The sequence below is a fragment of the Halomonas sp. M4R1S46 genome (genome assembly GCF_025725685.1).
Classification (GTDB): domain Bacteria; phylum Pseudomonadota; class Gammaproteobacteria; order Pseudomonadales; family Halomonadaceae; genus Halomonas.
Window position 1 is genome coordinate 1,696,140 of the sequence record NZ_CP107008.1, and the last position, 22,688, is coordinate 1,718,827.

Annotated in this window: 21 protein-coding genes; 5 read left to right on the forward strand and 16 right to left on the reverse strand. The window is 70.8% G+C overall.

Going from position 1 to position 22,688, the window contains the following annotated elements; genetic code table 11:
* Positions 1–32: 32 nt before the first annotated feature.
* Entirely contained in the window at positions 33–953 is a 921-nt protein-coding gene (argF, locus tag OCT48_RS08110; RefSeq protein ID WP_263592189.1) for an ornithine carbamoyltransferase, read from the reverse strand.
* Between the two features lie 160 nt (positions 954–1,113).
* Here argF and OCT48_RS08115 point away from each other — a divergent pair, with 160 nt between their 5' ends.
* On the forward strand, positions 1,114–1,458 hold the full coding sequence (locus tag OCT48_RS08115; protein ID WP_263592190.1) for a Grx4 family monothiol glutaredoxin: 345 nt from the start codon (positions 1,114–1,116) through the stop codon (positions 1,456–1,458).
* A 192-nt stretch (positions 1,459–1,650) separates the two neighbouring features.
* Here OCT48_RS08115 and rnt read toward each other — a convergent pair whose 3' ends face one another.
* Positions 1,651–2,316, reverse strand: coding sequence for a ribonuclease T (gene rnt, locus OCT48_RS08120; protein ID WP_263592191.1), 666 nt, complete (start codon positions 2,314–2,316; stop codon positions 1,651–1,653).
* Positions 2,317–2,462: 146 nt separating this feature from the next.
* Between rnt and OCT48_RS08125 the strand changes: the two genes are divergently transcribed.
* From OCT48_RS08125 to OCT48_RS08135, 3 genes are all read left to right on the forward strand, one after another.
* On the forward strand, positions 2,463–3,683 hold the full coding sequence (locus OCT48_RS08125) for an argininosuccinate synthase (protein ID WP_263592192.1): 1,221 nt from the start codon (positions 2,463–2,465) through the stop codon (positions 3,681–3,683).
* 48 nt (positions 3,684–3,731) lie between these two features.
* Complete coding sequence (locus OCT48_RS08130) at positions 3,732–4,031, forward strand: HlyU family transcriptional regulator (RefSeq protein ID WP_263592193.1); 300 nt, start codon at positions 3,732–3,734, stop codon at positions 4,029–4,031.
* 154 nt (positions 4,032–4,185) lie between these two features.
* The gene (locus OCT48_RS08135) at positions 4,186–5,316 is read left to right on the forward strand and encodes a DUF294 nucleotidyltransferase-like domain-containing protein (protein WP_263592194.1); all 1,131 of its coding nucleotides are present in this window, start codon (positions 4,186–4,188) and stop codon (positions 5,314–5,316) included.
* Here OCT48_RS08135 and OCT48_RS08140 read toward each other — a convergent pair.
* The 14 genes from OCT48_RS08140 to metG all read right to left on the reverse strand — a co-directional run bounded on the left by OCT48_RS08140 (position 5,276) and on the right by metG (position 21,746).
* Entirely contained in the window at positions 5,276–8,041 is a 2,766-nt protein-coding gene (locus OCT48_RS08140) for a sensor histidine kinase (protein WP_263592195.1), read from the reverse strand. The two genes, OCT48_RS08135 and OCT48_RS08140, sit on opposite strands and share 41 nt — an antisense overlap.
* Positions 8,042–8,048: 7 nt before the next feature.
* Positions 8,049–8,243 (reverse strand): hypothetical protein, encoded by a 195-nt coding sequence (locus OCT48_RS08145; RefSeq protein WP_263592196.1) that lies wholly within the window; start codon positions 8,241–8,243, stop codon positions 8,049–8,051.
* A complete protein-coding gene (locus OCT48_RS08150) occupies positions 8,240–10,324 on the reverse strand; it encodes an exonuclease domain-containing protein (RefSeq protein WP_263592197.1) in 2,085 nt (694 codons plus the stop codon). Before OCT48_RS08150 ends, OCT48_RS08145 begins: the two co-directional genes overlap by 4 nt.
* The gene (locus OCT48_RS08155; RefSeq protein WP_263592198.1) at positions 10,324–10,695 is read right to left on the reverse strand and encodes a response regulator transcription factor; all 372 of its coding nucleotides are present in this window, start codon (positions 10,693–10,695) and stop codon (positions 10,324–10,326) included. Before OCT48_RS08155 ends, OCT48_RS08150 begins: the two co-directional genes overlap by 1 nt.
* 355 nt (positions 10,696–11,050) lie before the next feature.
* Positions 11,051–11,800: a YdcF family protein gene (locus tag OCT48_RS08160; RefSeq protein WP_263592199.1), complete on the reverse strand. Its 750-nt coding sequence runs from the start codon at positions 11,798–11,800 to the stop codon at positions 11,051–11,053.
* 48 nt (positions 11,801–11,848) lie between these two features.
* Entirely contained in the window at positions 11,849–12,484 is a 636-nt protein-coding gene (gene nth, locus OCT48_RS08165; protein WP_263592200.1) for an endonuclease III, read from the reverse strand.
* A gap of 19 nt (positions 12,485–12,503) precedes the next feature.
* Positions 12,504–13,214, reverse strand: a complete 711-nt coding sequence (locus tag OCT48_RS08170) for an electron transport complex subunit E (RefSeq protein WP_263592201.1) — start codon at positions 13,212–13,214, stop codon at positions 12,504–12,506.
* The gene (locus tag OCT48_RS08175) at positions 13,211–13,849 is read right to left on the reverse strand and encodes an RnfABCDGE type electron transport complex subunit G (RefSeq protein WP_263592202.1); all 639 of its coding nucleotides are present in this window, start codon (positions 13,847–13,849) and stop codon (positions 13,211–13,213) included. Before OCT48_RS08175 ends, OCT48_RS08170 begins: the two co-directional genes overlap by 4 nt.
* Complete coding sequence (locus OCT48_RS08180) at positions 13,846–14,913, reverse strand: RnfABCDGE type electron transport complex subunit D (protein WP_263592203.1); 1,068 nt, start codon at positions 14,911–14,913, stop codon at positions 13,846–13,848. The genes OCT48_RS08175 and OCT48_RS08180 overlap by 4 nt, the downstream gene beginning before the upstream one ends.
* Positions 14,910–16,619 (reverse strand): electron transport complex subunit RsxC, encoded by a 1,710-nt coding sequence (gene rsxC / locus OCT48_RS08185; protein WP_263592204.1) that lies wholly within the window; start codon positions 16,617–16,619, stop codon positions 14,910–14,912. Before rsxC ends, OCT48_RS08180 begins: the two co-directional genes overlap by 4 nt.
* Positions 16,612–17,253, reverse strand: coding sequence for an electron transport complex subunit RsxB (gene rsxB / locus OCT48_RS08190; protein ID WP_263592205.1), 642 nt, complete (start codon positions 17,251–17,253; stop codon positions 16,612–16,614). Before rsxB ends, rsxC begins: the two co-directional genes overlap by 8 nt.
* 12 nt (positions 17,254–17,265) lie before the next feature.
* Positions 17,266–17,847, reverse strand: coding sequence for an electron transport complex subunit RsxA (gene rsxA / locus OCT48_RS08195; RefSeq protein WP_263592206.1), 582 nt, complete (start codon positions 17,845–17,847; stop codon positions 17,266–17,268).
* A 169-nt stretch (positions 17,848–18,016) separates the two neighbouring features.
* Entirely contained in the window at positions 18,017–19,585 is a 1,569-nt protein-coding gene (locus OCT48_RS08200) for a diguanylate cyclase domain-containing protein (protein WP_263592207.1), read from the reverse strand.
* 124 nt (positions 19,586–19,709) lie between these two features.
* Complete coding sequence (gene metG / locus OCT48_RS08205) at positions 19,710–21,746, reverse strand: methionine--tRNA ligase (RefSeq protein WP_263592208.1); 2,037 nt, start codon at positions 21,744–21,746, stop codon at positions 19,710–19,712.
* Positions 21,747–22,026: 280 nt separating this feature from the next.
* On the opposite strand from metG, the gene OCT48_RS08210 reads away from it, so the two are divergent.
* Positions 22,027–22,296 carry a hypothetical protein gene (locus OCT48_RS08210; protein ID WP_263592209.1) on the forward strand — a complete coding sequence of 90 codons (270 nt, stop codon included), beginning with the start codon at positions 22,027–22,029 and terminating at the stop codon, positions 22,294–22,296.
* Positions 22,297–22,688 lie beyond the last annotated feature (392 nt).

Here is a 22,688-nt window from a genome sequence, read left to right on the forward strand (position 1 = left end):
GGGCGTCGGGGATGTCGGGACGGATGGCCGGGTCAGCCGTCCACGCGGCCCAGCAGCAGGAACTCCAGCAGCGCCTTCTGGGCATGCAGCCGGTTGCCGGCCTCCTGCCAGACCACGGCGCGCGGGTCGTCGAGCAGGGTCTCGCTGATCTCCTCGCCGCGGTGGGCCGGCAGGCAATGCAGGAAGAGCACGTCGTCGGCGGCACGGTCGAGCAGCGCCTCGCTGACCTGGAAGCCGGCGAAGTCGGCCTCGCGCCTGGCCTGCTCCTCCTCCTGGCCCATGGAGGCCCAGACATCGGTGGTCACCAGGTCGACATCGACCACCGCCTGCCGGGGATCGTGCAGCACGGTCACCCGGTCGCCGGCGGCGTCGAGGATATCCTGGCGCGGCTCGTAGCCCTCGGGGCAGCAGATGCGCAGCTGGAAATCGAACTGGCGCGCCGCGTTGATCCAGGAGTGGCACATGTTGTTACCGTCGCCGATCCAGACGGCGGTGCGGCCCCGCACGCTGCCGCGCAGTTCGGTCCAGGTCATGACGTCGGCGAGCAGCTGGCAGGGGTGGTAGTCATCGGTGAGGGCGTTGATCACCGGGACCTCGCTGGCGGCCGCATAGGTCTCCAGGCCCTGGTGGGAGAAGGTGCGGATCATCACCGCGTCGACCATCTCGGCGAGCACCCGGGCGGTGTCGCCGATGGGCTCGCCGCGACCGAGCTGGGTGTCGCGGGGCGACAGGAAGAGCGCATGGCCGCCGAACTGCGCCATGGCGGTCTCGAAGGAGACCCGGGTGCGCGTCGAGGACTTCTCGAAGATCATCGCCAGGGTGCGGTTGGCGAACGGCGTATAGGTCGGGCCATGGGTCTTCAGGCCGTTCTTGATCGCGATGCCTCGCTGGATCAGGTGGCGCAGTTCATCCGGACTCAGGTCGAGCAGGGTCAAGAAATGGCGGGTCGCCATGGCGTCACTCCACGGGGAAAAAACGACCATCCTAGCCAGCTGCGGGGGGATGCGCAATGCGCCCGGCATCCGTACAATGGGCCTATCAACAAGGCCGACCAACGCACTCGGGTATTGCCCGGCAGCGCCCTGGTCACCACGCGATCCAGAGGGAGTGCACATGAGTACCACCGTCGAGAACATCCAGCGCCAGATCAGCGAGAACCCGATCCTGATCTACATGAAGGGTACCCCCCAGCTGCCCCAGTGCGGCTTCTCCGCCCAGACCGTCCAGGCCCTGATGGCCTGCGGCGAGCGCTTCGCCTTCGTCAACGTGCTGGACAATCCGGATATCCGCGCCGAGCTGCCCAAGGTGGCCAACTGGCCGACCTTCCCGCAGCTGTGGGTCGAGGGCGAGCTGGTCGGTGGCTGCGACATCGTCGTCGAGATGTACCAGAACGGCGAGCTGGAGCCCCTGATCAAGGACACCGCCGCCAAGCACCAGGACGATCAGGCGGAAGGCTGAAGCTCGAAGAGCGGCGCTTCGCGCCTGGAAGCTTGAAGCTGGACGATCAACACCCCTGCAGCATTGCTGCAGGGGTGTTTGCTATGGGGGCGGCGAACTTATGCTGCTCTCCAGCTTCCAGCTTCCAGCTTCCAGCTTCCAGCTTCCAGCTTCCAGCTTCCAGCTTCCAGCTTCCAGCTTCCAGCTTCCAGCTTACGGCTCTTCGATGCCCTGCTCGCGCTGCGCCAGTTGCCAGCCGCCGAGGTCCTTGTAGCGGTTGACCATGGCACAGAACAGCTCGGCGGTACGCTCGGTGTCGTAGCGGGCCGAGTGGGCCGAGGTGTTGTCGAACTCGATGCCCGCGGCCCGGCAGGCGCGGGCCAGCACGGTCTGGCCGTAGACCAGGCCGGCGAGCGAGGCGGTGTCGAAGCTCGAGAAGGGATGGAAGGGGTTGCGCTTGATGCCGCAGCGCTCCACCGCGGCATTCAGGAAGCCGTGGTCGAAGGCGGCGTTGTGGCCCACCAGCACCGCCCGCGTGCAGCCGTTGGCCTTGATCGCCTTGCGCACCGGACGGAACACCTCGCCCAGCGCCTCGGTCTCGCTGACCGCCACCTGCTGACGCAGGGGATCGTCGAGGCGGATGCCGGTGAAGTCCAGCGCCGACTGCTCGATGTTGGCCCCCTCGAAGGGCGCGACATGGCAGGCATAGGTCGCATCCGGCATGAGGTTGCCTTCGGGATCCATGGTCAGGGTCACGGCGGCGATCTCCAGCAGGGCGTCGCGCTGGGGATTGAAGCCGCCGGTCTCCAGGTCCACCACCACGGGCAGGAAGCTGCGGAATCGCTGTGCCATGAGTTCGCGGGCGACCACCTCGCTCATGCACCTCTCCTTGTTGGGCCAACGGAATGTCTCGAAACGCGAGAGTCTACCAGCTCGGGCCCGGGGCGTCCCGTCGCCGGTATTCGTGGTGGGCCTGGCGCGCTATAATCGAGCCTTTACGTCGTTCACCTAGAAGGAGCCCCAGCATGTCCGATGTCAAGAAGGTCGTGCTCGCCTATTCCGGCGGCCTGGACACATCCGTCATCGTCAAATGGTTGCAGGAAACCTACGACTGCGAAGTGGTGACCTTCACCGCCGACATCGGCCAGGGTGAGGAAGTCGAGCCGGCACGGGCCAAGGCCGAGGCCCTGGGCGTCAAGGAAATCTACATCGAGGACCTGCGCGAGGAGTTCGTGCGCGACTACGTCTACCCGATGTTCCGCGCCAACACCATCTACGAGGGCGAGTACCTGCTCGGTACCTCCATCGCGCGCCCGCTGATCGCCAAGCGGCTGATCGAGATCGCCAACCAGACCGGTGCCGACGCCATCTCCCACGGGGCCACCGGCAAGGGCAACGACCAGGTGCGCTTCGAGCTCGGCGCCTACGCGCTGAAGCCGGGGGTCAAGGTGATCGCGCCGTGGCGGGAGTGGGACCTCAACTCCCGCGAGAAGCTGATGGCCTACTGCCAGCAGCACGACATCCCGGTGGACTTCACCGGCCAGAAAAAGAAATCGCCGTACTCCATGGACGCCAACCTCCTGCACATCTCCTACGAGGGCGGCATCCTCGAGGATCCCTGGGCCGAGGCCGAGGAAGACATGTGGCGCTGGAGCGTGGCACCGGAGGCCGCCCCGGACACCCCCACCTACATCGAGCTGACCTTCGACAAGGGCGATATCGTGGCCATCGATGGCATGCCGATGAAGCCCCACGAGGTGCTCTCCCGGCTCAACAAGCTGGGCGGCGACAACGGCATCGGCCGCCTCGACATCGTCGAGAACCGCTACGTGGGCATGAAGTCCCGCGGCTGCTACGAGACCCCGGGGGGCACCATCATGCTGCGTGCCCATCGCGCCATCGAGTCGATCACCCTCGACCGCGAGGAGGCCCATCTCAAGGATGAGCTGATGCCCAAGTACGCCGAGGTGATCTACAACGGCTACTGGTGGAGCCCGGAGCGCCGCATGCTGCAGGCCGCCATCGACGAGACCCAGAAGAACGTCTCCGGCGTGGTGCGCATGAAGCTCTACAAGGGCAGCGCCACCGTGGCGGGCCGCAAGTCCGACGCCTCGCTGTTCGACGAGTCCATCGCCACCTTCGAGGACGACGCCGGCGCCTACGACCAGAAGGATGCCGAGGGCTTCATCAAGCTCAACGCCCTGCGCCTGCGGATTGCCGCTGGCAAAGGCCGCCAGCAGGACTGATCGCGACGGCGCCGGCGCGTCCGGTGCCCTCGACTCGGGAGGGCCACGATGTTCAAGAAGCTGCTATCCGGCCTGTTCGGCCAGGGCGTGGCCAAGGCCGGCGCCGCCGAGGGTGAGCCGGTGGCCTACAAGGGCTATCTGATCGTTCCCCAGGCCGAGGACATGGGCGGCCAGTTCCGCGTCAGTGGCTGGATCCGCAAGCCCCGGGGCGACGACGGCGAGATGCTCGAGCACCGCTTCGAGCGCTCCGACGTGGTCCCCGGCCGCGAGGCCTGCGATAGCCTGATGGTCAGCAAGGCGGAGCGGCTCATCGACGAGATGGGCGACGCCCTCTTCGACGAGGGCTGACACCCTCGGCCAGACCAAGCCAGACCAAGCCAGACCAAGCCAGACCGATCGACGGCGCCCGCGCGGCGCCGTTTCTCGTGGCGGCGACCTTCCCGGCCGGGGAGCGCCTCCCGGCGGGCTGCTACCCTGAAGCGGAACGCCTGCCGGAGTCCCCATGCGCCTGCTCCACCGTGCCTCGCCCTGGCGGGCCCTGCTTGCCGGCCAGGCGGGGCCGCTCGATGACCGCCTGACCGAATTGCTGGCCCCGCTGCGTGACTCGCTGGTGCGGCTGGGACCCGAACCCACGCTTGCCGCGTCCCGTGCCTGGCAAGCCGAGCTGGTGGATGCCCTGTCCCGGCTGGAGCTGCCCGCCTGGCGGATCGCCCAGCTGATCAGCGACCACAACGATGGCCTCTATCGCCACGCCATCGAACTCGCCCTCAACGAGATGCGCGGCCAGGGCTGGGGGGAGCCCCCGGTGGCCTTCTGCGTCCTGACCCTAGGCTCGGCGGCGCGCCACGAGAGCCTGCTGGGGCCCGACCAGGACAACGCCATGCTGATCGCCGACTATCCGGATGCCCGCCATGGCGAGATCGATGGCTTCTTCCAGTCCCTCGGTGAGCGCTTCACCGCGCGGCTCGATGCCGCGGGGATCCCGCTGTGCCCGGGGCACGTGATGGCTCGCTGGCCGATGTGGCGCAAGCGCCTGGGGGAGTGGGATGCCCAGCTGGCCCTCTGGACCGCCGAGCGCCGGGTCAAGCGGGTGCAGCAGGCCAATATCCTGCTCGACTTCCATCCGGTCCATGGCGCGACGGCCCTGGCCGAGGCGCTGGCCGACAGCGTCGCCCGCCACGTGCCGAGGGCGTCGTTGTTCCTCGACGAGATGGCCGCGCTGCTCGACGAGTCACCGGTGGCGCTGGACCGCTTCGGGCGGTTGGCCGGCGGCGGCAAGGAGGCGCCCCACGACGGCGCCGTGGACCTGAAGCACGGCGGGCTGATGCCGCTGGTGGGGGCCGTGCGGCTGCTGGCGCTGCGCCATGGCCTGCGGGCCGTGGCGACGCGCGATCGCCTCGCCGCCCTGGTCACCGAGGGCGTGCTCGCCGCCGGTGAGGCCGCCGAGCTGATGCGCTCCATGGCGCGTCTCCAGGCGCTGCTGCTGGAGGCCCAGCGCGGGGCGCGCCGGGAGGGACGCGTGGTGGATGGCTGGGTGGGCCTCGACGGCCTCGGCGAGGACCAGCGGCTGATGCTGCGTCACGACCTGGGCGTCATTCGCCGGCTGGTACGGCGGGCGCAGGCGTCGTCTTAGGACTCTCCTCGGGGGCCTCCGGCAACTCCATCACCAGGCAGGCGCCGCCCAGGGTCGGCGCGGCCTCCACCCACAGCCGACCCCCCAGGTGGGCGACGATGCCGCGGCTGATGGGCAGGCCGAGCCCGCTGCCGCGCGGCCGGCCGCGGACGGGACCGTCGTCCTCGCGCTGGATCTGGTGGAACTTCTCGAAGACCCGCTCGCGTTCGGCCTCGGCGATGCCGGGGCCGTTGTCCTCCACGGCGAGGCGGTAGCCCCGCTTGTGGCGGGCCAGGTGCAGGCGCACCCGGGGCGCGTCGTCGGCGGCGAACTTGCCGGCATTGTCGAGCAGGTTGATGATCACCTGCTCGAGCCGGTCCGGGTCGCCGATCACCGGCGCGGCCTCGACCTCGATGGCCACCTCCAGGGCCACGCCGCGCTCCTCCAGGGGCCGCTGTATCGCCTCCAGGCTGTGGCGGGCCAGGGCGACGAGGTCCAGGCGCTGCGGGTGCAGGGTCAGGCGGCCGCTTTCGAGGCGGGCCAGGTCGAGGATCTCCTCGATCAGCCGTGACAGCCGCTGGCTCTCGCGCACCACCACGTCGAGGAAATGCGCGCGCTTGTCGTCGGGCAGCTCGCGGTTGTCGCGCAGGATCTCGGCGAAGGCGCGGATCGAGGTCAGGGGCGTGCGCAGCTCGTGGCTGACCATGGCCACGAACTCGTCCTTGAGCCGGTCCAGCTCGCGCAGGCGCTCGTTGGCGTCGCGCAGCTCGCGGCCGATGCGCTCGAGCTCCCGGGACTTCTGCTCGAGCCGGCGGTTCATCTCCAGGGTCTCGGAGGTGGTGTCGAGGATGCTGAGGATGGCCTCGAGGTCGAGGGCCTCGCCGCGCACCACCGAGTCGATCAGCACCCGGGCCGAGGCGTTGCCCAGGGCGCCGGCCAGCGCCTGCTCCGCCCGGGCGATCAGGGCGGCGGGCGCCGGCTGGTCGTCGTCCTCGGCGGTGGTGGCGCCGAACACCCGGGCCGTGGCGGCGCCCCCCAGGTAGCGGTCGAGCAGGGCGCGCAGCTCCCCGCGCGGGATCTGGCCCTGCCACAGCGAGGCCTGGTCGAGGCGGGGATGCAGGGCCTCGGTGAACAGCGCGGCCTGGGTCTGCTCGAGGGGCGATTGCCGGGCGAACAGCGAGACGCCCACCAGCAGGCCGACGTTGGCGCCGAGGCTCCACAGCAGCGAGTGGGTGTAGATGTCCCAGCCCTCGAGGCCGAACAGGGCATAGGGCCGCAGCCAGCCGATCCCGAAGGGGCCCTGGGACAGGAAGCCGGCATCGAGCCAGCCCGACTGGGCGAACCCCGGGATCAGCAGGGTCCAGGCCCAGACCAGGAAGCCCGCGCTCATGCCGAGCCCGGCGCCCAGCCGGTTGGCGCCCCGCCAGTACATGCCGATCAGCAGCGCCGGGGCGAACTGGGCGGCCGCGGCGAAGGACACCAGGCCGATGGTGACCAGGCTGTAGGCGTCGCCGATCAACGCATGGTAGCTGTAGCCCAGCAGCAGGATGCCGAAGATCGCCACCCGGCGGATGCCCAACACCCAGCCGGCGAGCGCCCCCCGGCTGCTCTGCGGTAGGCGCTTCGAGCGCAGCAGCAGCGGCATCACCAGCTGGTTGCTGACCATGGTGGACAGCGCGATCGTCTCGACGATCATCATGCCGGTCGCCGCCGACAGGCCGCCGATGAACACCAGCACCGGCAGGCCCTCGCCGCCCGCGGCCAGGGGCAGGGTCAACACGAAGCTGTCCGGGTCGCCGCCGGCGTCGCCCAGCAGCCCGGCCAGGGCGATGGGGATCACGAAGAGGTTGATCACCAGCAGGTAGAGCGGGAAGAGCCAGGCGGCGCGCTGGATATGGCGCTCGTCGACGTTCTCCACCACCAGCACCTGGAACTGTCGGGGCAGGGTCAGGAAGGCGAGGAAGGCGAGCACCAGCATGCCGACCCAGCCGAGCGAGCCCCCCGGGACCGCCGCCAGGCTCAGCGCCTGCTCGAGGGCCGGCGTGGCGGCCACCCGGGCGAACAGGTCGGCGGGACCCTGGTAGAGCACGAAGACGGTGAAGACGCCCACCGACAGGAAGGCCGCCAGCTTGACCAGCGACTCGAAGGCGATGGCGGCGACCATGCCCTCGTGGCGCTCGCTGGCATCCAGGTGGCGGGTGCCGAAGAGGATGATGAACACCGCGAGGACCAGCGCGACCCAGAACGACTTGTCGGCCAGGAAGCTCGCCTCGTCGAGGCGCCGGGCGGTTTCCTGGGGATAGTCGACCAGGGTGGCGTAGCTCAGGGTGATGGCCTTGAGCTGCAGGGCGATGTAGGGCGTGATGCCGATCAGCGCGATCAGCGCCACCAGGGCGCCCAGCCCGGCGCTCTTGCCATAGCGGGCGCTGATGAAGTCGGCGATGGAGGTGATGCGCTGGGCGGTGGCGATCCTCACCATCTTACGGATCACGAAGGGCGCCAGCAGCATGGCCAGCGTCGGGCCGAGGTAGATCAGCAGGAAGCTGGGGCCGGTCTGGGCGGCGCGGCCGACGCTGCCGTAGAAGGTCCAGGCGGTGCAGTAGACGGCGATGGACAGCGCATAGACGGTGGGCGAGCCGATCAGCGAGCGCCCCTGCTCGGCGCGTCGGTCGCCCCAGGCGGCGATGACGAAGAGCAGCGCGAGGTAGCCGAAGGCGATCGTCAGGACCGTCAGTTCGTCTCTCATGGGCCCGTCACTCCCCGCGCCCGCCTTCCATCAGCCAGGCCATCAGGCCGATCACCACGCCCCAGGCGACGAACAGGTAGATCGGCAGCCAGGACGGGCTGCCGCCGGCGCGATCGGCCACCAGCAGCAGCGGCGGGGTGAACAGGGCCGTGGCCAGCACGACCAGGGCGATGAGGCGTTCCTTGCGGCGTGGCGAGATCATGAGGCGCTGGCATCCTCCCGGTCGAAGGCGCTGGCCTGCAGGGCCAGCAGCGCCTCCAGGGTCTCGATGCCCCGCGCCTCGAGCCGCGGCAGCAGGGCCAGCCACAGTTCGGCGGTGACCCGGGCATCGCCCAGGGCGGTATGGCGGCTGCCCGGCGGGAAGCGCAGGTCGTAGCGCTCGGCCAGGGAGTCGAGGTCGTGGCCGTCGAGGCCGGCGTCCAGCGCCCGGGAGATCAACAGGGTGTCGAGCACCGGCATGTCGAAGGTCACCCCGCCATCGGGCGGCTGGATGGCCAGCAGGTCGAAGGCCGCGTTGTGGGCGAGGAGGATCGCCTCGCCGATATAGTCGCGGAAGCGCGGCAGGGCCACGGCGGGGGGCGGTGCGCCGGCCACGTCCTCGTCGCTGAGGCCGTGGATGGCGGTGCTGGCCGGGGGAATGGGCCGGCCCGGGTCGACGCGGATATCGAAGGTCTCGCTGGCCAGCAGCCGGGCGTTGACGATGCGGCAGGCGCCGAGGCTGATCACCCGGTCACCGCGGCGCAGCTCCAGCCCGGTGGTCTCGGTGTCGAAGGCGACGATCTCCAGGGCGCGCAGGGGACAGGCGGCGAGCTCGGCATCCGGCGCTGGCAGCTCGGCGATGCCGAAGTCGTGGAACTCGGGGCGTGGCGGCATGCGCGGTCGGGGCGCCCCGACCCGCTCCAGCGCCGGCAGGGGCAGGCGCAGCCGGGCATGCTCCCCGTCCGGGTCCGCCAGGCTCCAGGCATCGCTGGCGTGCTGGCGGAGCACCTCGCCCACCGTCGGCGTCATCGGCAGGCTCTCCAGCCGCCACTGCCGCCAGGCGTCGATGCGCTGCTCGGGCAGTGGCGAGCCGCGCCAGCGCAGGTCCAGGTAGACCCGACGGTTGCCCAGGCACACCTCGCCGTCGAAGGCCGTCTGGCCGGTGTGCTCGGCGAGGCGCTCGAGCAGGCTGGTCAGCACCACCAGCAGGGCCGGGGCATCGCCCTTCAGCCAGGCCGGCATGCCCACCGGCGTGACGCGCGGCGCCGTGTCGGGGAGGCGTTCGGCGAGGGCCTGCCAGAGGTCGTTGGACCACAGCGGGGCCAGTCGCTCGCCATGGCGCTGCATGTCGTCGACCACCTCGCCCAGGCGGGCGAGGCGATCGGCCAGGGCCCGGCCCTCTTCGTCGATCACCGCCTCCAGGCGCCGGCGCAGGGCATCGGCATCGGCGTCGGCGTCGGCGGCCGGTCGGGGCAGCTGGCCCAGGGCATCGGCAGCGGTGCTGAGGCTGGCGCCGTGGCGACGCAGCACGGGCAGCAGCTCGGCGAGCTCCGCCCGGGCGCCCAGCTCGCTGGACCAGGCCGCGGTGGTATCGGCCAGCGTCAGCAAGGCCTCGCCCTCGCTGCCGGGGACCCGACGCAGGCCCGCGCGCAGCCAGCGCTCGCCGCTGGGCACCAGCACCTCCCGGGGGCTGCCATCCTCGGGCAGCTGGCCCAGGGCATCGTGCAGGCTGGCCACCGGCAGCAGCGTCTCCAGGCGCTTGCCCAGTCCCAGCCCCGGGTGATCCTCGAACAGGCGCTCGGCGGCCTGGTTGTAGAGCAGCAGCCGGCGGTGCCGGTCGCACAGCAGCAGGGGGGTGTCGAGGACCTGCAGCAGGGCCTCGAGCTCCTGGCGGATGCGGGCGGCGCTGCGGGCGCCCTCGGCATGGGCGGTGGCGAGGCGGCCGCGATCGCTGCGCCAGGCCTCGCGGATGCGCACCAGGTCGGGCCCCAGGCCGCGCAGCCAGCCTTCGGGCGGGTAGTCGTCCCGGGCGTCGGGGTTGGCCACCATGCGGGCCAGCTGCACCTGCAGGTGGCGCAGCGGGGCGAACAGCTGGCGCTCCAGCAGCAGGCCGACCAGGAAGATGGTGCCGCCGCCGGAGAAGCAGCCCAGCCACAGCACCCAGCGGGCCAGGCCCCGGGGCTGGAAGAGGCCGTCGAGCCAGAGGGCGAAGATCGCCCCGCCCAGCAGGCTGATGCCGCTGAGCAGCAGCCACAGTCCGACCAGGGTCTGGCGGCGGGGGAGGCCGGGGTTGCGTCGCGCCATCAGCGGGCCTCGTCGAGCAGCGCCCTGACCTTATCGACCAGGGCCTGGGTCGAGAACGGCTTGGTGATGTAGTCATCGGCGCCCAGGGCCAGCCCCTTCTCGCGCTCCACCTCGCGGCCATGGGCGGTCAGCATGATGATCGGCAGCCGGGCCAGTGCCGGGTCGGCGCGCAGGCGTTCGAGCACATCGAAGCCGCTGATGTCCGGCAGGCTGATGTCCAGCAGCACCAGGTCGGGCGTCTCGGCGGCGACGCAGTCCAGCGCGGTCTGGCCGTCGCCGGCGGTGGTCACCTCGAAGCCGGCCTGCTGCATCAGGAACTCGAGTGACAGGACGATGTTGGGCTCGTCGTCCACCACCAGCACCTTGGCCATGGCGCTCTCCTCTGAAGGCTCGTTGTACGTTGTTGCGCTCAGGAAGCGCTGATTTATGTCGCGAGCGATGAGAGGCTGGCCGCTGCCGGAACGGAAACACCGGAGTTTACATGGCGGTAAATGAGGATGTTGAGTACCGCCGGCGGCCAGGATATCGAGCGCAGCAATAAATCAGCGTTTCCGTAAGTCTAGTGACCGCCCCCGGGCCAGCAAAGACGACCTTGGCCCAAGCCAGTAGACTGGCGGTTCCATCGTCAAGGAGGTCGATCATGATCCGCGTGCATCACCTGGAGAATTCCCGCTCCTATCGGCGGGCCATGGAACGGGGCGGGGCGTTCTCCCTGGTCGGCGGCGACTAGCGGGGCAGTCGGTCCTTCAGCCGCCGGGCGGCGCGGCCCAGCCACTCGTGCAGGGCGCGGCTGCTCTGGTGGAGGTGATAGGCGCTGGGCCGCCAGGCGGCGAGCCCCTCGGGCGGCGCACTGGCGAACTCGGTGGGGGCGGCGACGACCTCCAGGCCGGCCCGCTCGAAGGCCGCTCTCGCCCGGGGCAGGTGCCAGGCCTGGGAGACCAGGGCGACCCGCCGGATGCCCTCCTCGTCGAGCAATTCGGCGCTGTAGCGGGCGTTCTCCGCGGTGGTGCGGCTGCGGCCCTCGTACCAGCGGACCGGCACCTCGAAGACCTCCTCCAGGGCCGCGGCCATCAGGCCCGCCTCGGCGCTGGGCTCGTCGTGGCGGCGGCCGCCGCTGACCAGGATCGGCAGGTCCGTCTGGCGATGCAGGTAGGTGCCGTAGGCGAGCCGTCGCCAGCTGGCATTGGACGGGGCATCGCCCCAGCCGAACTCCGGCGCGTCATAGTCCCGCCCGCCGCCGAGGATCACGATGGCCTCGGCGCCATGCAGGTCCCCGGACGCCTGGAGCGCCGGTGGCTCGAGGTCCTGGCGCAGGGCATGGCTGGCCACCGGGGTGGCCAGCACCAGCAGGCCGCCGAGGCCCAGCACCACCGCCAGGCCGCCGAGCAGGTGGTGTCGGCGCCACAGCAGGCCGCCGACCAGGGTCAGCAGCGCATTGAGCGTCGGCGGAAGCAGCAGGGTCTCCAGCAGGGCCATGCCATCACCTCGGATGCGGGGGCTTACTGCATCCTCGTCCAGCCGGCGCTAGATGTCGACCTTGTCCGGGTACTCGCAGAGATCCTCGATCACGCAGCTGCCGCAGCGAGGGCGGCGCGCCAGGCAGGTGTAGCGGCCGTGGAGGATCAGCCAGTGGTGGGCATCCTGGCGAAACTCCCGGGGCACGTGGCGCATCAGCTTCCGCTCCACCTCCAGCACGTCCTTGCCCTTGGCCAGGCCGGTGCGGTTGGCGACCCGGAAGATATGGGTGTCCACGGCGATGGTCGGCTCGCCGAAGGCGGTGTTGAGGATGACGTTGGCGGTCTTGCGGCCGACCCCGGGCAGCGCCTCCAGGGCCTGGCGGGTGCGCGGGACCTCGCCGCCGTGCTGCTCCTCGAGGATGCGGCAGGTCTTCATCAGGTTCTCGGCCTTGGTGTTGTACAGGCCGATGGTCTTGATGTGTTCCTTGAGCCCGTCCAGGCCGAGTTCGAGGATGGCGGCCGGGGTGTTGGCCACCGGAAACAGCCGGGCGGTGGCCTTGTTCACCCCCACATCGGTGGCCTGGGCCGAGAGCAGCACGGCGGCGAGCAGCTCGAAGGGGGTCGACCAGTGGAGCTCGGTGGTCGGCTCGGGGTTGTGGTCGCGGAGCCGGGCGAAGATCTCGTGACGTTTCTGGGCGTTCATGATGGTTGAGACGGTTCCTTCAGCGAATGGTGCCGGTCACCCGGACGCGGCGGTGCTCCCGGGGACGGTCGGGCTGCCGGGCCAGGCGGCGCCGCTCCAGGTGGTCGTCGATGACGTTCTTCAGGGCGATCAGCAGGCCGGTGGCGAAGAAGGCGCCCGGCGGCAGCACCAGGAACAGGAAGTCGAGGTCGGGGAAGACGGTGATGCCCCAGCCGGCGGCCGCGGGGCCCAGCAGCAGGTCCATGCCGACGAACAGCGTGCCCTGGCCGAACAGCTCGCGCAGCCCACCCAGCAGGACCAGCACGGCGCCGAAGCCGAGCCCGGTCATCAGGCCGTCGGTGGCCGAGGGCAGCAGCGGCTGCCGGGAGGCGAAGGCCTCGGCGCGGCCGAGGATCGCGCAGTTGGTGACGATCAGCGGGATGAAGATGCCGAGGATGCGGTAGAGCTCGAAGGTGTAGGCGGCCATCAGCAGTTCCGCGCAGGTCACGAAGGCGGCGATGATCATCACGAAGGCGGGCAGGCGCAGCGTGCCGGTCACCTGGTGGCGGATCAGCGACACCGCGACGTTGGAGCCGAGCAGCACCAGCAGGGTGGCCAGGGCCAGGCCCAGGGCGTTGACCACGCTGCTGGAGACCGCCAGCAGCGGGCACAGGCCGAGCAGCTGCACCAGCGCCGGATTGTTCGACCACAGGCCGTGGCGGCTGACCTCGCCGAGGCTGGGCGTCGTCATGGCGTCTCTCCCGAGTCGGGGGCGGCGAGCAGGGCGGGCTGGGCCTCGACCCATTGCAGGGTGCGGTGCACGGCGGCGACCACGGCCCGCGAGGTGATGGTGGCCCCGGTCAGGGCCTCCACGCCACCGCCGTCCTGGCTCACCGCCCAGCCCCCTTCGGGCGGGTTCGCCAGCGAGTGGCCGGTGAACTGCTCGATCCAGTCGCTCTTGCGGGCCTCGATGCGATCGCCGAGGCCGGGCGTCTCGCGGTGCTCGGTGACCCGCACCCCGGTGAGGGTGCCCGCGGCGTCGAGGCCCACCACCAGCGCGATGTCGCCGCTGTAGCCGCGGGGGGAGGTCACCGGCACCACCACCCCGAGGACCCGCTCGCCGGCCCGGACCTGCCACAGGGTGACGGGGGCCTCGAAGCCGAAGGCCGGCGCGGGGGGACGGGTGAGCACATGGTCGAGCAGCCGGCCATCGTGCCCGGCCGGGGCCACCGTGGCGACTTCCCGGTGGCGGCTCGCCTGGCGATTGTCGGCGATGCGCTCCTCGGTCAGGCCGCGGGTCAGGGCGACGCTGCCGGCGGTGATCAGGGCGAAGGTCGCGAGTCCCAGGGCGGCCCGGCCCATGGCGCGGGGCAGCGCGGCGCTCATCGCTCCTCCTCGCCGGCGTCGGCGCGGATGCCCCGGCGGGCGGCGGGGTGGCCGAAGACCCGGGGCTCGCTGTAGTAGTCGATGAAGGGCGCGGCGAAGTTCATCAGCAGCACGGCGAAGGCCACGGCATCCGGGTAGGCGCCGGCGGCACGGATGGCCATCACCAGCGCGCCGATGCCGGCCCCGTAGAGCAGCTTGCCGCGCCGGCTGGTGGCGGCGCTGACCGGGTCGGTGGCGATGAAGAAGGCGCCGAAGATGGCGGCCCCGCCGAGCAGGTGGAAGAGCGGCGAGCCCTGGTGGCTGGGATTGCCGGCGTAGAGCAGCGTGGCCACCAGGGTCAGGGTGCCGAGCATGGCGACGGGGATCTGCCAGCCGATCACCCGCTTGTAGAGCAGCAGGGCGCCCCCGGCGAGCCAGGCCAGGGCCACTTGGCGCCAGGCGGCCAGGGCCCCCTCGGGGAGCGGCGAGCCGGCCCAGAACTCGCCGGCCATCAGCGCCTCGGGCTTGTGCTTGAAGGCGTCCAGCGGGGTCGCCCCGCTCAGCGCATCGAGGGTCTCGAGGGAGGTCAGGCCGGCGAGCTGGCGGAGCGTCTCGCCCAGGGTGCGGGCCTCGGGGCCGACCAGGCCGTCGGGGGCGGGCCACAGGCTCATCGGCCCGGGGAAGGACACCAGCAGCAGCGCATAGCCGACCATGGCCGGGTTGAACAGGTTGTGGCCCAGGCCGCCATAGAGCTGCTTGGCGACCACGATGGCGGCCACCATGCCGATCAGGATCAGCCACCAGGCGCTGCCCGGGGGCAGCGCCACGCCGAGCAGCACGGCGGTGACCAGGGCGCTGTTGTCGCCGAGGGTCGCGGCGACCGGGCGGCCGCGCAGGCGCAGTATCGCCGCCTCCAGGCCGATGCCGGCGACGGCGGCGAAGCCCAGGTTGGTGAGCACCCCCCAGCCGAAGTGCCAGGTCAGCGCGGCGATGCCGGGCAGGGTGGCGACCAGCAGCCAGCCCATCACCCCGGCGGTGGAGGCGGGGCGACGCGGGGCCGTCTGGTCGGCGTGCAGCAGGCTCATGCGGGCTTCTCCTCGGCGTCACGGGCGGCCTGCAGGCGGGCCTCGGCGGCCTGGCGGTTCTCGCGGGCGGTGGCCAGCTGGGTCTCCAGGTCGTCGAGGGTCGCCGGGTCCGCCTCGCCGCTTTCGGCCGCGCGGGCCAGGGCCTTCTCGGCCTTGCGCTCCGCCGCCGTGGCGGCGCTGTGGGCGATGCGCAGTCCGCGAAGGTCGGCGGCCGGCGCCGTGCCCGGGGCCTCGCCGCCGGCGGGACGCCGGGCAGCGGGGGCGGCGGCGCGCTTGCGGGCGGCCCGGCGGGCCTCCTTCTCCGCCTGTTCACGGGCCAGGCGGGCCTGGCGGAACTCGAAGCGATGCCGGGCGTGATCGGCCCGGGCCGCCTCGCGGCGCTGGGCGCGGATCGCCTGCTTGGCGGCGCGGTAGTACTGCTCCAGGGGGATATGGCTGGGGCATACGTAGCTGCAGGCGCCGCACTCGATGCAGTCGAACAGGTGGAAGCGCTCGGCCTTGTCGTGTTCGCGGCCCCTGGCGAACCAGTAGAGCTGCTGGGGCAGCAGGCTGGCCGGACAGACCTCCTCGCAGGCGCCGCAGCGGATGCACGGCTGCTCCGGCGGCGGGTCGGGCAGCTCCTCGCGGGTGGCGGCGATCAGGCAGTTGGTGGCCTTGACCACTGGACAGGCGAGCTCGCCCAGGGCCTCGCCCATCATGGGGCCTCCCATCACCAGGCGGTGCAGGGCCCGGGGGTCGAGCCCGGCGAAGTCCAGCAGCTCGCCCATGGGCGTGCCGAGCCGGGCGACGACGTTGCCGGGCCGGGCCAGGGCCTCGCCGGTGAGGGTCACCACCCGCTCGACCAGCGGCACGCCGTCGCGCACGGCGGCCAGCGCCGCGCGCAGGGTGCCGGGATTGTGGCAGTGGGTGCCGACATCCGCCGGCAGGCCGCCGCTCGGCACCTCGCGGCCGAGCAGGCGCTTGATCAGCTGCCGCTCGCCGCCGCTGGGATAGCGGGTGGCGATGGGGCGGATCTCCACCGGCACGGGCTCCGCCAGGCTGGCCTCGCGGGCGGCCTCCAGGGCCTGGCGGGCCTCGGGCTTGTCGTCCTCGATGCCCACCAGGATGCGCTCGGCGCCGGCCAGTCGCGCCATCAGGCGGGCGCCCTCCAGCACGTCGGCGGCGAAGTGGCGCAGGGTCAGGTCGTCCGCGGAGATATAGGGCTCGCACTCCGCCGCATTGACCACCAGGGTGTCGATGGCATGCAGCTCGCGGATGCGCGCCTTGACCTGGGCCGGGAAGGCGGCGCCGCCGAGGCCCACCACGCCGGAGGCGTCGAGGCGCTCGAGCAGCGTCGCCTCCGGCGCTTGCCGCCAGTCCAGGGGCGGCAGGGTCAGCCAGTCGTCCTCGCCCTCGCCCTCGATGACGATGCACGGGCCCCGCCGGCCGTCGGCGACGGGCAGGGCATGCTCCTCGATGGCCGCGACCCGGCCGGTGATGCTGGCATGCAGCGCGGCGGAAACGAGGCCGCTCGCCTGGGCGATCCGCTCGCCGGTGCGCACGCGCTGGCCGAGCTCGACGCAGGGCTCGGCGGGGGCACCGGCATGCTGGTCCAGCGGCAGGACGACCCGGCGTGGCAGGGGGGCCGTGCGCAGCGGCGCACGGGTGGAATTGGCCTTGCGGGTCGGCGGCGTGATGCCGCCCGGGAAGTCGAGTCGCTCAGCCATGCCGGGCCTCCTCGGGCGGGGCCGGGCGGTCGCTGGCGATCAGCGCCGCCCCCCAGGCCGGCGTGGGCAGCACGGGACGATAGCCGGGACCGGCGGGCAGGGGCGGCGCGGCGTCGTGTCCCGCGTCCCGGGGCAGCATGTCGATGCAGTCGACCGGGCAGGGCTCCAGGCACAGGTCGCAGCCGGTGCACTCGTCGGCGATCACCGTGTGCATGTGCCTGGCCGCCCCCAGGATGGCGTCCACCGGGCAGGCCTGGATGCACTTGGTGCAGCCGATGCACTCCTCCTCGCGGATGAAGGCCACCCGGGGCGTCGCCTCGGCCTCGCCGTCCAGGGGCTTGACCTCACGGCCCAGCAGGTCGGCCAGGGCGGCGATGGTGGCCTCGCCCCCGGGCGGGCACTTGTTGATTTCCTCGCCCTCGCCGATGGCCTCGGCATAGGGGCGGCAGCCCGGGTAGCCGCACTGGCCGCACTGGGTCTGGGGCAGCAGGGCGTCGATGTTCTCCACCACCGGATTGCCCTCGACCCGGAAACGCTCGCCGGCGAAGCCGAGCAGGGCGCCGAAGCCCCCGGCCAGCCCCACCAGCGCCAGCACGGCGACGACCAGGTCGGCGTCGAGCAGGGTCTCAAGCATCACCGTCTCCCCTCATAGCCGCACCAGCCCCGAGAAGCCCATGAAGGCCAGCGACATCAGGCTGGCGGTGACCATGGCGATGGCCGCCCCGCGGAAGGGGGTGGGCACGTCGGCGGTGGCCAGGCGCTCGCGCAGGGCGGCGAACAGCACCAGCACCAGCGAGAAGCCCACGGCGGCGCCGAAGCCGTAGAGGGCGGCCTCGAGAAAACCGGAGCCACGGTTGAGGGTCAGCAGGGCCACGCCGAGCACGGCGCAGTTGGTGGTGATCAGCGGCAGGAAGATGCCCAGCACCTGATGCAGCAGGGGACTGGTCTTGCGCACCACCAGCTCGGTGAACTGCACCACCACGGCGATCACCAGGATGAAGGCGATGGTGCGCAGGTACTCGAGGCCCAGGGGCGCCAGCAGCAGGTGATAGACCAGATGGCTGGCCACCGAGGACAGCGTCAGCACGAAGGTGGTGGCCAGCGACATGCCCATGGCCGACTCCAGCTTGCTGGAGACGCCCATGAAGGGGCAGAGGCCGAGGAACTGCACCAGCACGAAGTTGTTGACCAGTGCGGTGCCGACCAGGATCAGGAAGAAATCGGTCATTGCCTGCCAAGCGAGTCGAAACGGGGCGTCCCGGCGCAAGCGTCGGGGCGGTGAGGCGCCCATTATAGGGGCTGGCCCGGCCGGCGGGCCAGGTCAGCTCGCCTTGAGCCCGCTGGCGTTCCGCCCGCCTGGCAGCGCAGCGAACGGCAGGGGTGGCGTCATACCGAGTTCAGGACGTCTCGACCTGGACCCGGTTGCGCCCCGTTCGCTTGGCGGCATACAGGGCGGCGTCGGCGCTCTCGATCAGCGACTCGGCGGCGCGTGCCTGTCCGGCCTCGACGTGGCTGACGCCGACGCTGATGGTGACCCGCGGATAGGGATGGTGAGGGATGGCGAGTTGCTCGATGGTGTCGCGCAGGCTCTCCGCCATGCGCGGCCCGGCCTCGGCGGGTGCCCCGGGCAGCACCACCGTGAACTCCTCGCCGCCGGTGCGGGCCACCAGCTGCCCCGGCCGGCTGAAGTGCTGGCGCATGGTCTCGGCGACCGTCCTCAGGCACGCATCACCGGCGGGGTGGCCGAAGTGGTCGTTGTAGGCCTTGAAGTGATCGATATCGACCAGCATCAGGGTCACGCCATGCTCGCCCTGCGCCGCCCGCGCCAGGGCCGCGCCCAGGTGCTCGTCGAGGAGCCGGCGGTTGGCGAGGCCGGTCAGGGCGTCATGCTGGGACAGCTCGAGCAGCAGGTCGTGCTGGTGGCGCTGGCATTGTCGGAGGTGCTGGAAGGCGCGGGCCAGGATGCCGATCTCGTCCCGGCGCCCGATCAGGGACTCGGGCGTCTGCTGGTCATGGGCATGCCGCCCGAGCTGCTGGGTGAAGCGGGCGAAGTCCCGCAGGGGACGCAGGATCATGCGCTCCAGCAACAGCAGCACCACGATCAGGGTCACGGCGAGGACACCCGCGGTCCACACCAGCGCGAAGCGGAAGGTCTCCAGGCTCGCCTGGTAGCGTTGACGCGGCAGGGTGGCCTCGAGGCGCAGCGCCTGCCCGGCCGGCAGGGCGGCGAGGTCACGGGTGACCCGCATGCGGGTCGGGGAGAGCCGTTTCAGGCGATCGTCGGCCATGGCGCCCTCGACCGTCTGGCCGCGTAGCGTCAGCTCGATGCCGGTGGTCTCGCGGAGCTGGGTGACCAGGGCCGCCGACAGCGGCATCACCATCGCCAGCCAGCCGTTGGCCGGTGCGTCCTCCTGGCTCTTCAGGATGGGCGACAGGGCGATCAGGGCCGGGGCGTCGCCGGCCCACAGCCAGCTGTGGGTTCCCTCGTCGAGTCCCTGCCCGATGCGCGAGCCGAGCCGGTCGGTGAGCTCGCCGCTGCCCTCGCAGGCGTCAGGGTGGCCGGCGCAGGACCAGAAGGCGCCTTGCCGGTCGAAGCCGGCGGTCCAATAGGGCGAACCGTCGGCGGCGAAGAAGGCCATGAGCTGCACGCCGAGGGTCTCGAGGGCGCCGGCATAGAGATTGCTGTCGACGTATTCCGGACGCGTGCCGCCGACGAAGGCGTAGGTGTCATCCCACCAGGCCCAGTCCTCGACCAGGCTCTGCAGGTGATGGCGCTCGTTGCCCAGGGCACGCTCGATGCGGTCGAGCTCGCCGCTGGCATAGCGGCTCTCGTCCTCCAGCAGGATGGGAGCGATCTGGTAGCGGGCGATCAACGCCAGTATCAGGGCGGCGACGCCCACCACCAGGGCCAGGGCGGCCAGGAAGCGATTGCGCAGCGAGGAAAATCGGGGGGGCATCGAAGCCATGGCGGGCGCCTGTCCTTGTCGCGAGACCTGGGAATCAGGGTGACGGCCCGCCGGGCCCGGGACAAGTCGGGCCTGCCAACGCGCGGGCCGGGGGCATGAGGCCCCCGGCTGCGGGGCGGCGGGGTCAGCTCACGCGCTGGCCCGGCTGGGCGCCGGAGTGGGGCTCCAGCAGGTAGATGCCCTCGTCGTCGCCGGCCGCCAGCACCATGCCCTCGGAGACGCCGAAGCGCATCTTGCGCGGCGCCAGGTTGGCGACCATCACGGTGAGGCGGCCCTCCAGGGCCTCGGGGGCGTAGGCCTTGCGGATGCCGGCGAAGACGTTGCGGGTCTCGCCGCCCAGGTCGAGGGTCAGCTGGAGCAGCTTGTCGGCACCCTCGACGTACTCCGCCTTGGCGATGCGGGCGATGCGCAGGTCGACCCTGGCGAAGTCCTCGAAGCCGATCTCCGGGGCGATCGGCGTGTCGGCCAGCGGGCCCTTGGGGGTGTCCTTGAGTTTCTGTTCTTCCACCAGGTCCTCCTTCGATGCCTCGATCATGGCATCGATGCGGTCAGTCTCGACGCGGGTCATCAGCGGCTTGAACTTGGCGACCTCGTGATCCAGCAGGAGTTCCTGGCGGCTGTCCCAGTCCAGGGTCTCGAGCTGCATGAAACGCCGGGCGCCCTCGGCCATGGCCGGCACCACCGGGGCCAGGTAGACCATCAGCTGGCGGAACAGGTTGATGCCCACCGAGCAGATGTCGAGCACCTCCTGGTCGCGGCCGCCCTGCTTGGCCAGCACCCAGGGTTCGGCCTCGGCGATGTAGGTGTTGGCCTCGTCGGCCAGCTCCATGACCTTGCGCATGGCGCGGCCGAACTCGCGCGCCTCGTAGTGCTCGGCGATCTCGTCGCCGGCGGCGATGAAGTGGGCGACCAGCTCGGGCGCCGCGCAGTGGCCGGAGAGGCGGCCGCCGCCGAGCTTCTTGACGAAGCCGGCACAGCGGCTGGCGATGTTGACCACCTTGCCGACCAGGTCCGAGTTGACGCGCTGGGCGAAGTCCTCGAGGTTGAGGTCGAGGTCGTCGACCCCGGCGGTCAGCTTGGCGGCGAAGTAGTAGCGCAGGTACTCGGGGTTGAGATGGTCGGCATAGGTGGCGGCCTTGATGAAGGTGCCACGGGACTTGGACATCTTGGCGCCGTTGACGGTGACGAAGCCGTGGCAGTTCACCGCCGTGGGGGTGCGCAGCCCGGCGCCGTGCAGCATGGCCGGCCAGAACAGCGCATGGAAGTAGACGATGTCCTTGCCGATGAAGTGGTAGACCTCGGCGTCGGAGCCCTCGCGCCAGTAGGCGTCGAAGTCGATGCCCTCGCGGTCGCAGAGGTTCTGGAAGCTGGCCAGGTAGCCGATCGGCGCGTCCAGCCAGACGTAGAAGTACTTGCCCGGGGCATCGGGGATCTCGAAGCCGAAGTAGGGCGCGTCGCGGGAGATGTCCCACTCGTTGAAGCCGGACTCGAACCACTCCATCAGCTTGTTGCGGATCTGCGGCTGGACATGGTCGTCGTCGATCCAGCCCTGCAGGAAGCGGGCGAAGTCGGGCAGCTTGAAGAAGTAGTGGGTGGAGCTCCTGACCTCGGGCGTGGCGCCGGAGATCGCCGAGACGGGGTCGATCAGCTCCGCCGGCGTGTAGGTGGCGCCACAGGCCTCGCAGTTGTCGCCGTACTGGTCGTCGCTGTGGCACTTCGGGCAGGAGCCCTTGATGAAGCGGTCGGCCAGGAACAGGCCCTTCACCGGGTCGTACATCTGCTCGATGTCGCGGGTGGCGATGTGGCCCTTGTCGCGCAGCCGGGTATAGATCAGCTCGCTGAAGTGGCGGTTTTCCTCGGAGTGGGTCGAGTGGTAGTTGTCGAAGGCCACCCCGAAGCGCGCGAAGTCCTCCTGGTGCTCCTGGCTGACCCGGTCGATCAGCGCCTCGGAGGTGATGCCCTCCTGCTCGGCGCGCAGCATGATGGCGGTGCCGTGGGCGTCGTCGGCGCAGACGTAGTGGCAGTCCTGGCCGCGACTCTTCTGGAAGCGCACCCAGATGTCGGTCTGGATGTACTCCAGCAGGTGGCCCAGGTGGATGGCGCCGTTGGCATAGGGCAGGGCGCTGGTGACCAGGATCTTGCGCGGGGCGGTATTCGACATGGTGGCTCAGAGGTTCCCGTAAACGTGGATCACGGCGGCCGACTCGACGCCTGGGCGAAGTCGAGGCCGCCATGGGAAAGTCCGTGAAATCAGGCCCCGATTGTAGCATCTTCGCCCTCGACTGCACCCGCCCGCGCGGGAGACTTGTCGAACAGTGTGCGATTACGGTAGAGTCCTGATCCGTCGGGGGCGCGTCGATAGGATTGACGTCGGCGCCCGGCTCTCTCACGCTTCGCGAGTCACCTTCGTCGGACCCATGTTCTCATCGGAGGTAATCCCCATGGCATTTCGCCGTTTCCTGCCCATCCTCGGCCTCGCCACCCTGATGACCGGTTGCGCCGGTGGCGCCATCGCCCCGAACTACACCAGCGAGGACCCGGACATCATGCGCATCGGCAACGAGCGCCCGGCCGACCCCCAGGTCACCACCGAGAGCCTCGGCTCCTACTGCGTCAAGGTCACCGAGACCTGGAGCGAAGAGGGCAAGACCCCGGACGGCCAGAAGCTCTGGGCCCTCAACACCCAGCGCAACGTGGTGCCCTGCAACTGAGGATCGGCCCCGACCCTCACGCCACACCCGGCCCGGTGCAGTTCCTGCACCGGGCTTTTTTCGAGCTCCGCAGATCGCGGTGAAAGGCCGTTGGACGTAGCTCCCATGGTTACACTGCGCCACTGCATGGCACCCTGTGAGGTCGATACGACCCGCGGTGCCACCGCACAGCCCTTCGCATGAGCCCGGCTCTGCCTGCCTGCAAGCAAACGCCGCGCAGCGTTGCCGGGCCCCGACCCACACGGACGCACGACGGCGTGGCCATGACCTGACGCTCTCGGCCCTGCTGCATCCAGCGCCTTCTCCCCGAGATTTTCTCAAGCGACGCCTATCCATGCCGAAGTTCTCTTTGTAGTCTTGATTAGTGCAGGACGGCCATCGCCCGGCGCCCC

Coding starts and splice junctions, on each gene's coding strand:
- argF (WP_263592189.1), bottom strand. CDS start 953: ATGGCGACCCGCCATTTCTTGACCCTGCTCGACCTGAGTCCGGATGAA.
- OCT48_RS08115 (WP_263592190.1), top strand. CDS start 1,114: ATGAGTACCACCGTCGAGAACATCCAGCGCCAGATCAGCGAGAACCCG.
- rnt (WP_263592191.1), bottom strand. CDS start 2,316: ATGAGCGAGGTGGTCGCCCGCGAACTCATGGCACAGCGATTCCGCAGC.
- OCT48_RS08125 (WP_263592192.1), top strand. CDS start 2,463: ATGTCCGATGTCAAGAAGGTCGTGCTCGCCTATTCCGGCGGCCTGGAC.
- OCT48_RS08130 (WP_263592193.1), top strand. CDS start 3,732: ATGTTCAAGAAGCTGCTATCCGGCCTGTTCGGCCAGGGCGTGGCCAAG.
- OCT48_RS08135 (WP_263592194.1), top strand. CDS start 4,186: ATGCGCCTGCTCCACCGTGCCTCGCCCTGGCGGGCCCTGCTTGCCGGC.
- OCT48_RS08140 (WP_263592195.1), bottom strand. CDS start 8,041: ATGAGAGACGAACTGACGGTCCTGACGATCGCCTTCGGCTACCTCGCG.
- OCT48_RS08145 (WP_263592196.1), bottom strand. CDS start 8,243: ATGATCTCGCCACGCCGCAAGGAACGCCTCATCGCCCTGGTCGTGCTG.
- OCT48_RS08150 (WP_263592197.1), bottom strand. CDS start 10,324: ATGGCGCGACGCAACCCCGGCCTCCCCCGCCGCCAGACCCTGGTCGGA.
- OCT48_RS08155 (WP_263592198.1), bottom strand. CDS start 10,695: ATGGCCAAGGTGCTGGTGGTGGACGACGAGCCCAACATCGTCCTGTCA.
- OCT48_RS08160 (WP_263592199.1), bottom strand. CDS start 11,800: ATGGCCCTGCTGGAGACCCTGCTGCTTCCGCCGACGCTCAATGCGCTG.
- nth (WP_263592200.1), bottom strand. CDS start 12,484: ATGAACGCCCAGAAACGTCACGAGATCTTCGCCCGGCTCCGCGACCAC.
- OCT48_RS08170 (WP_263592201.1), bottom strand. CDS start 13,214: ATGACGACGCCCAGCCTCGGCGAGGTCAGCCGCCACGGCCTGTGGTCG.
- OCT48_RS08175 (WP_263592202.1), bottom strand. CDS start 13,849: ATGAGCGCCGCGCTGCCCCGCGCCATGGGCCGGGCCGCCCTGGGACTC.
- OCT48_RS08180 (WP_263592203.1), bottom strand. CDS start 14,913: ATGAGCCTGCTGCACGCCGACCAGACGGCCCCGCGTCGCCCCGCCTCC.
- rsxC (WP_263592204.1), bottom strand. CDS start 16,619: ATGGCTGAGCGACTCGACTTCCCGGGCGGCATCACGCCGCCGACCCGC.
- rsxB (WP_263592205.1), bottom strand. CDS start 17,253: ATGCTTGAGACCCTGCTCGACGCCGACCTGGTCGTCGCCGTGCTGGCG.
- rsxA (WP_263592206.1), bottom strand. CDS start 17,847: ATGACCGATTTCTTCCTGATCCTGGTCGGCACCGCACTGGTCAACAAC.
- OCT48_RS08200 (WP_263592207.1), bottom strand. CDS start 19,585: ATGGCTTCGATGCCCCCCCGATTTTCCTCGCTGCGCAATCGCTTCCTG.
- metG (WP_263592208.1), bottom strand. CDS start 21,746: ATGTCGAATACCGCCCCGCGCAAGATCCTGGTCACCAGCGCCCTGCCC.
- OCT48_RS08210 (WP_263592209.1), top strand. CDS start 22,027: ATGGCATTTCGCCGTTTCCTGCCCATCCTCGGCCTCGCCACCCTGATG.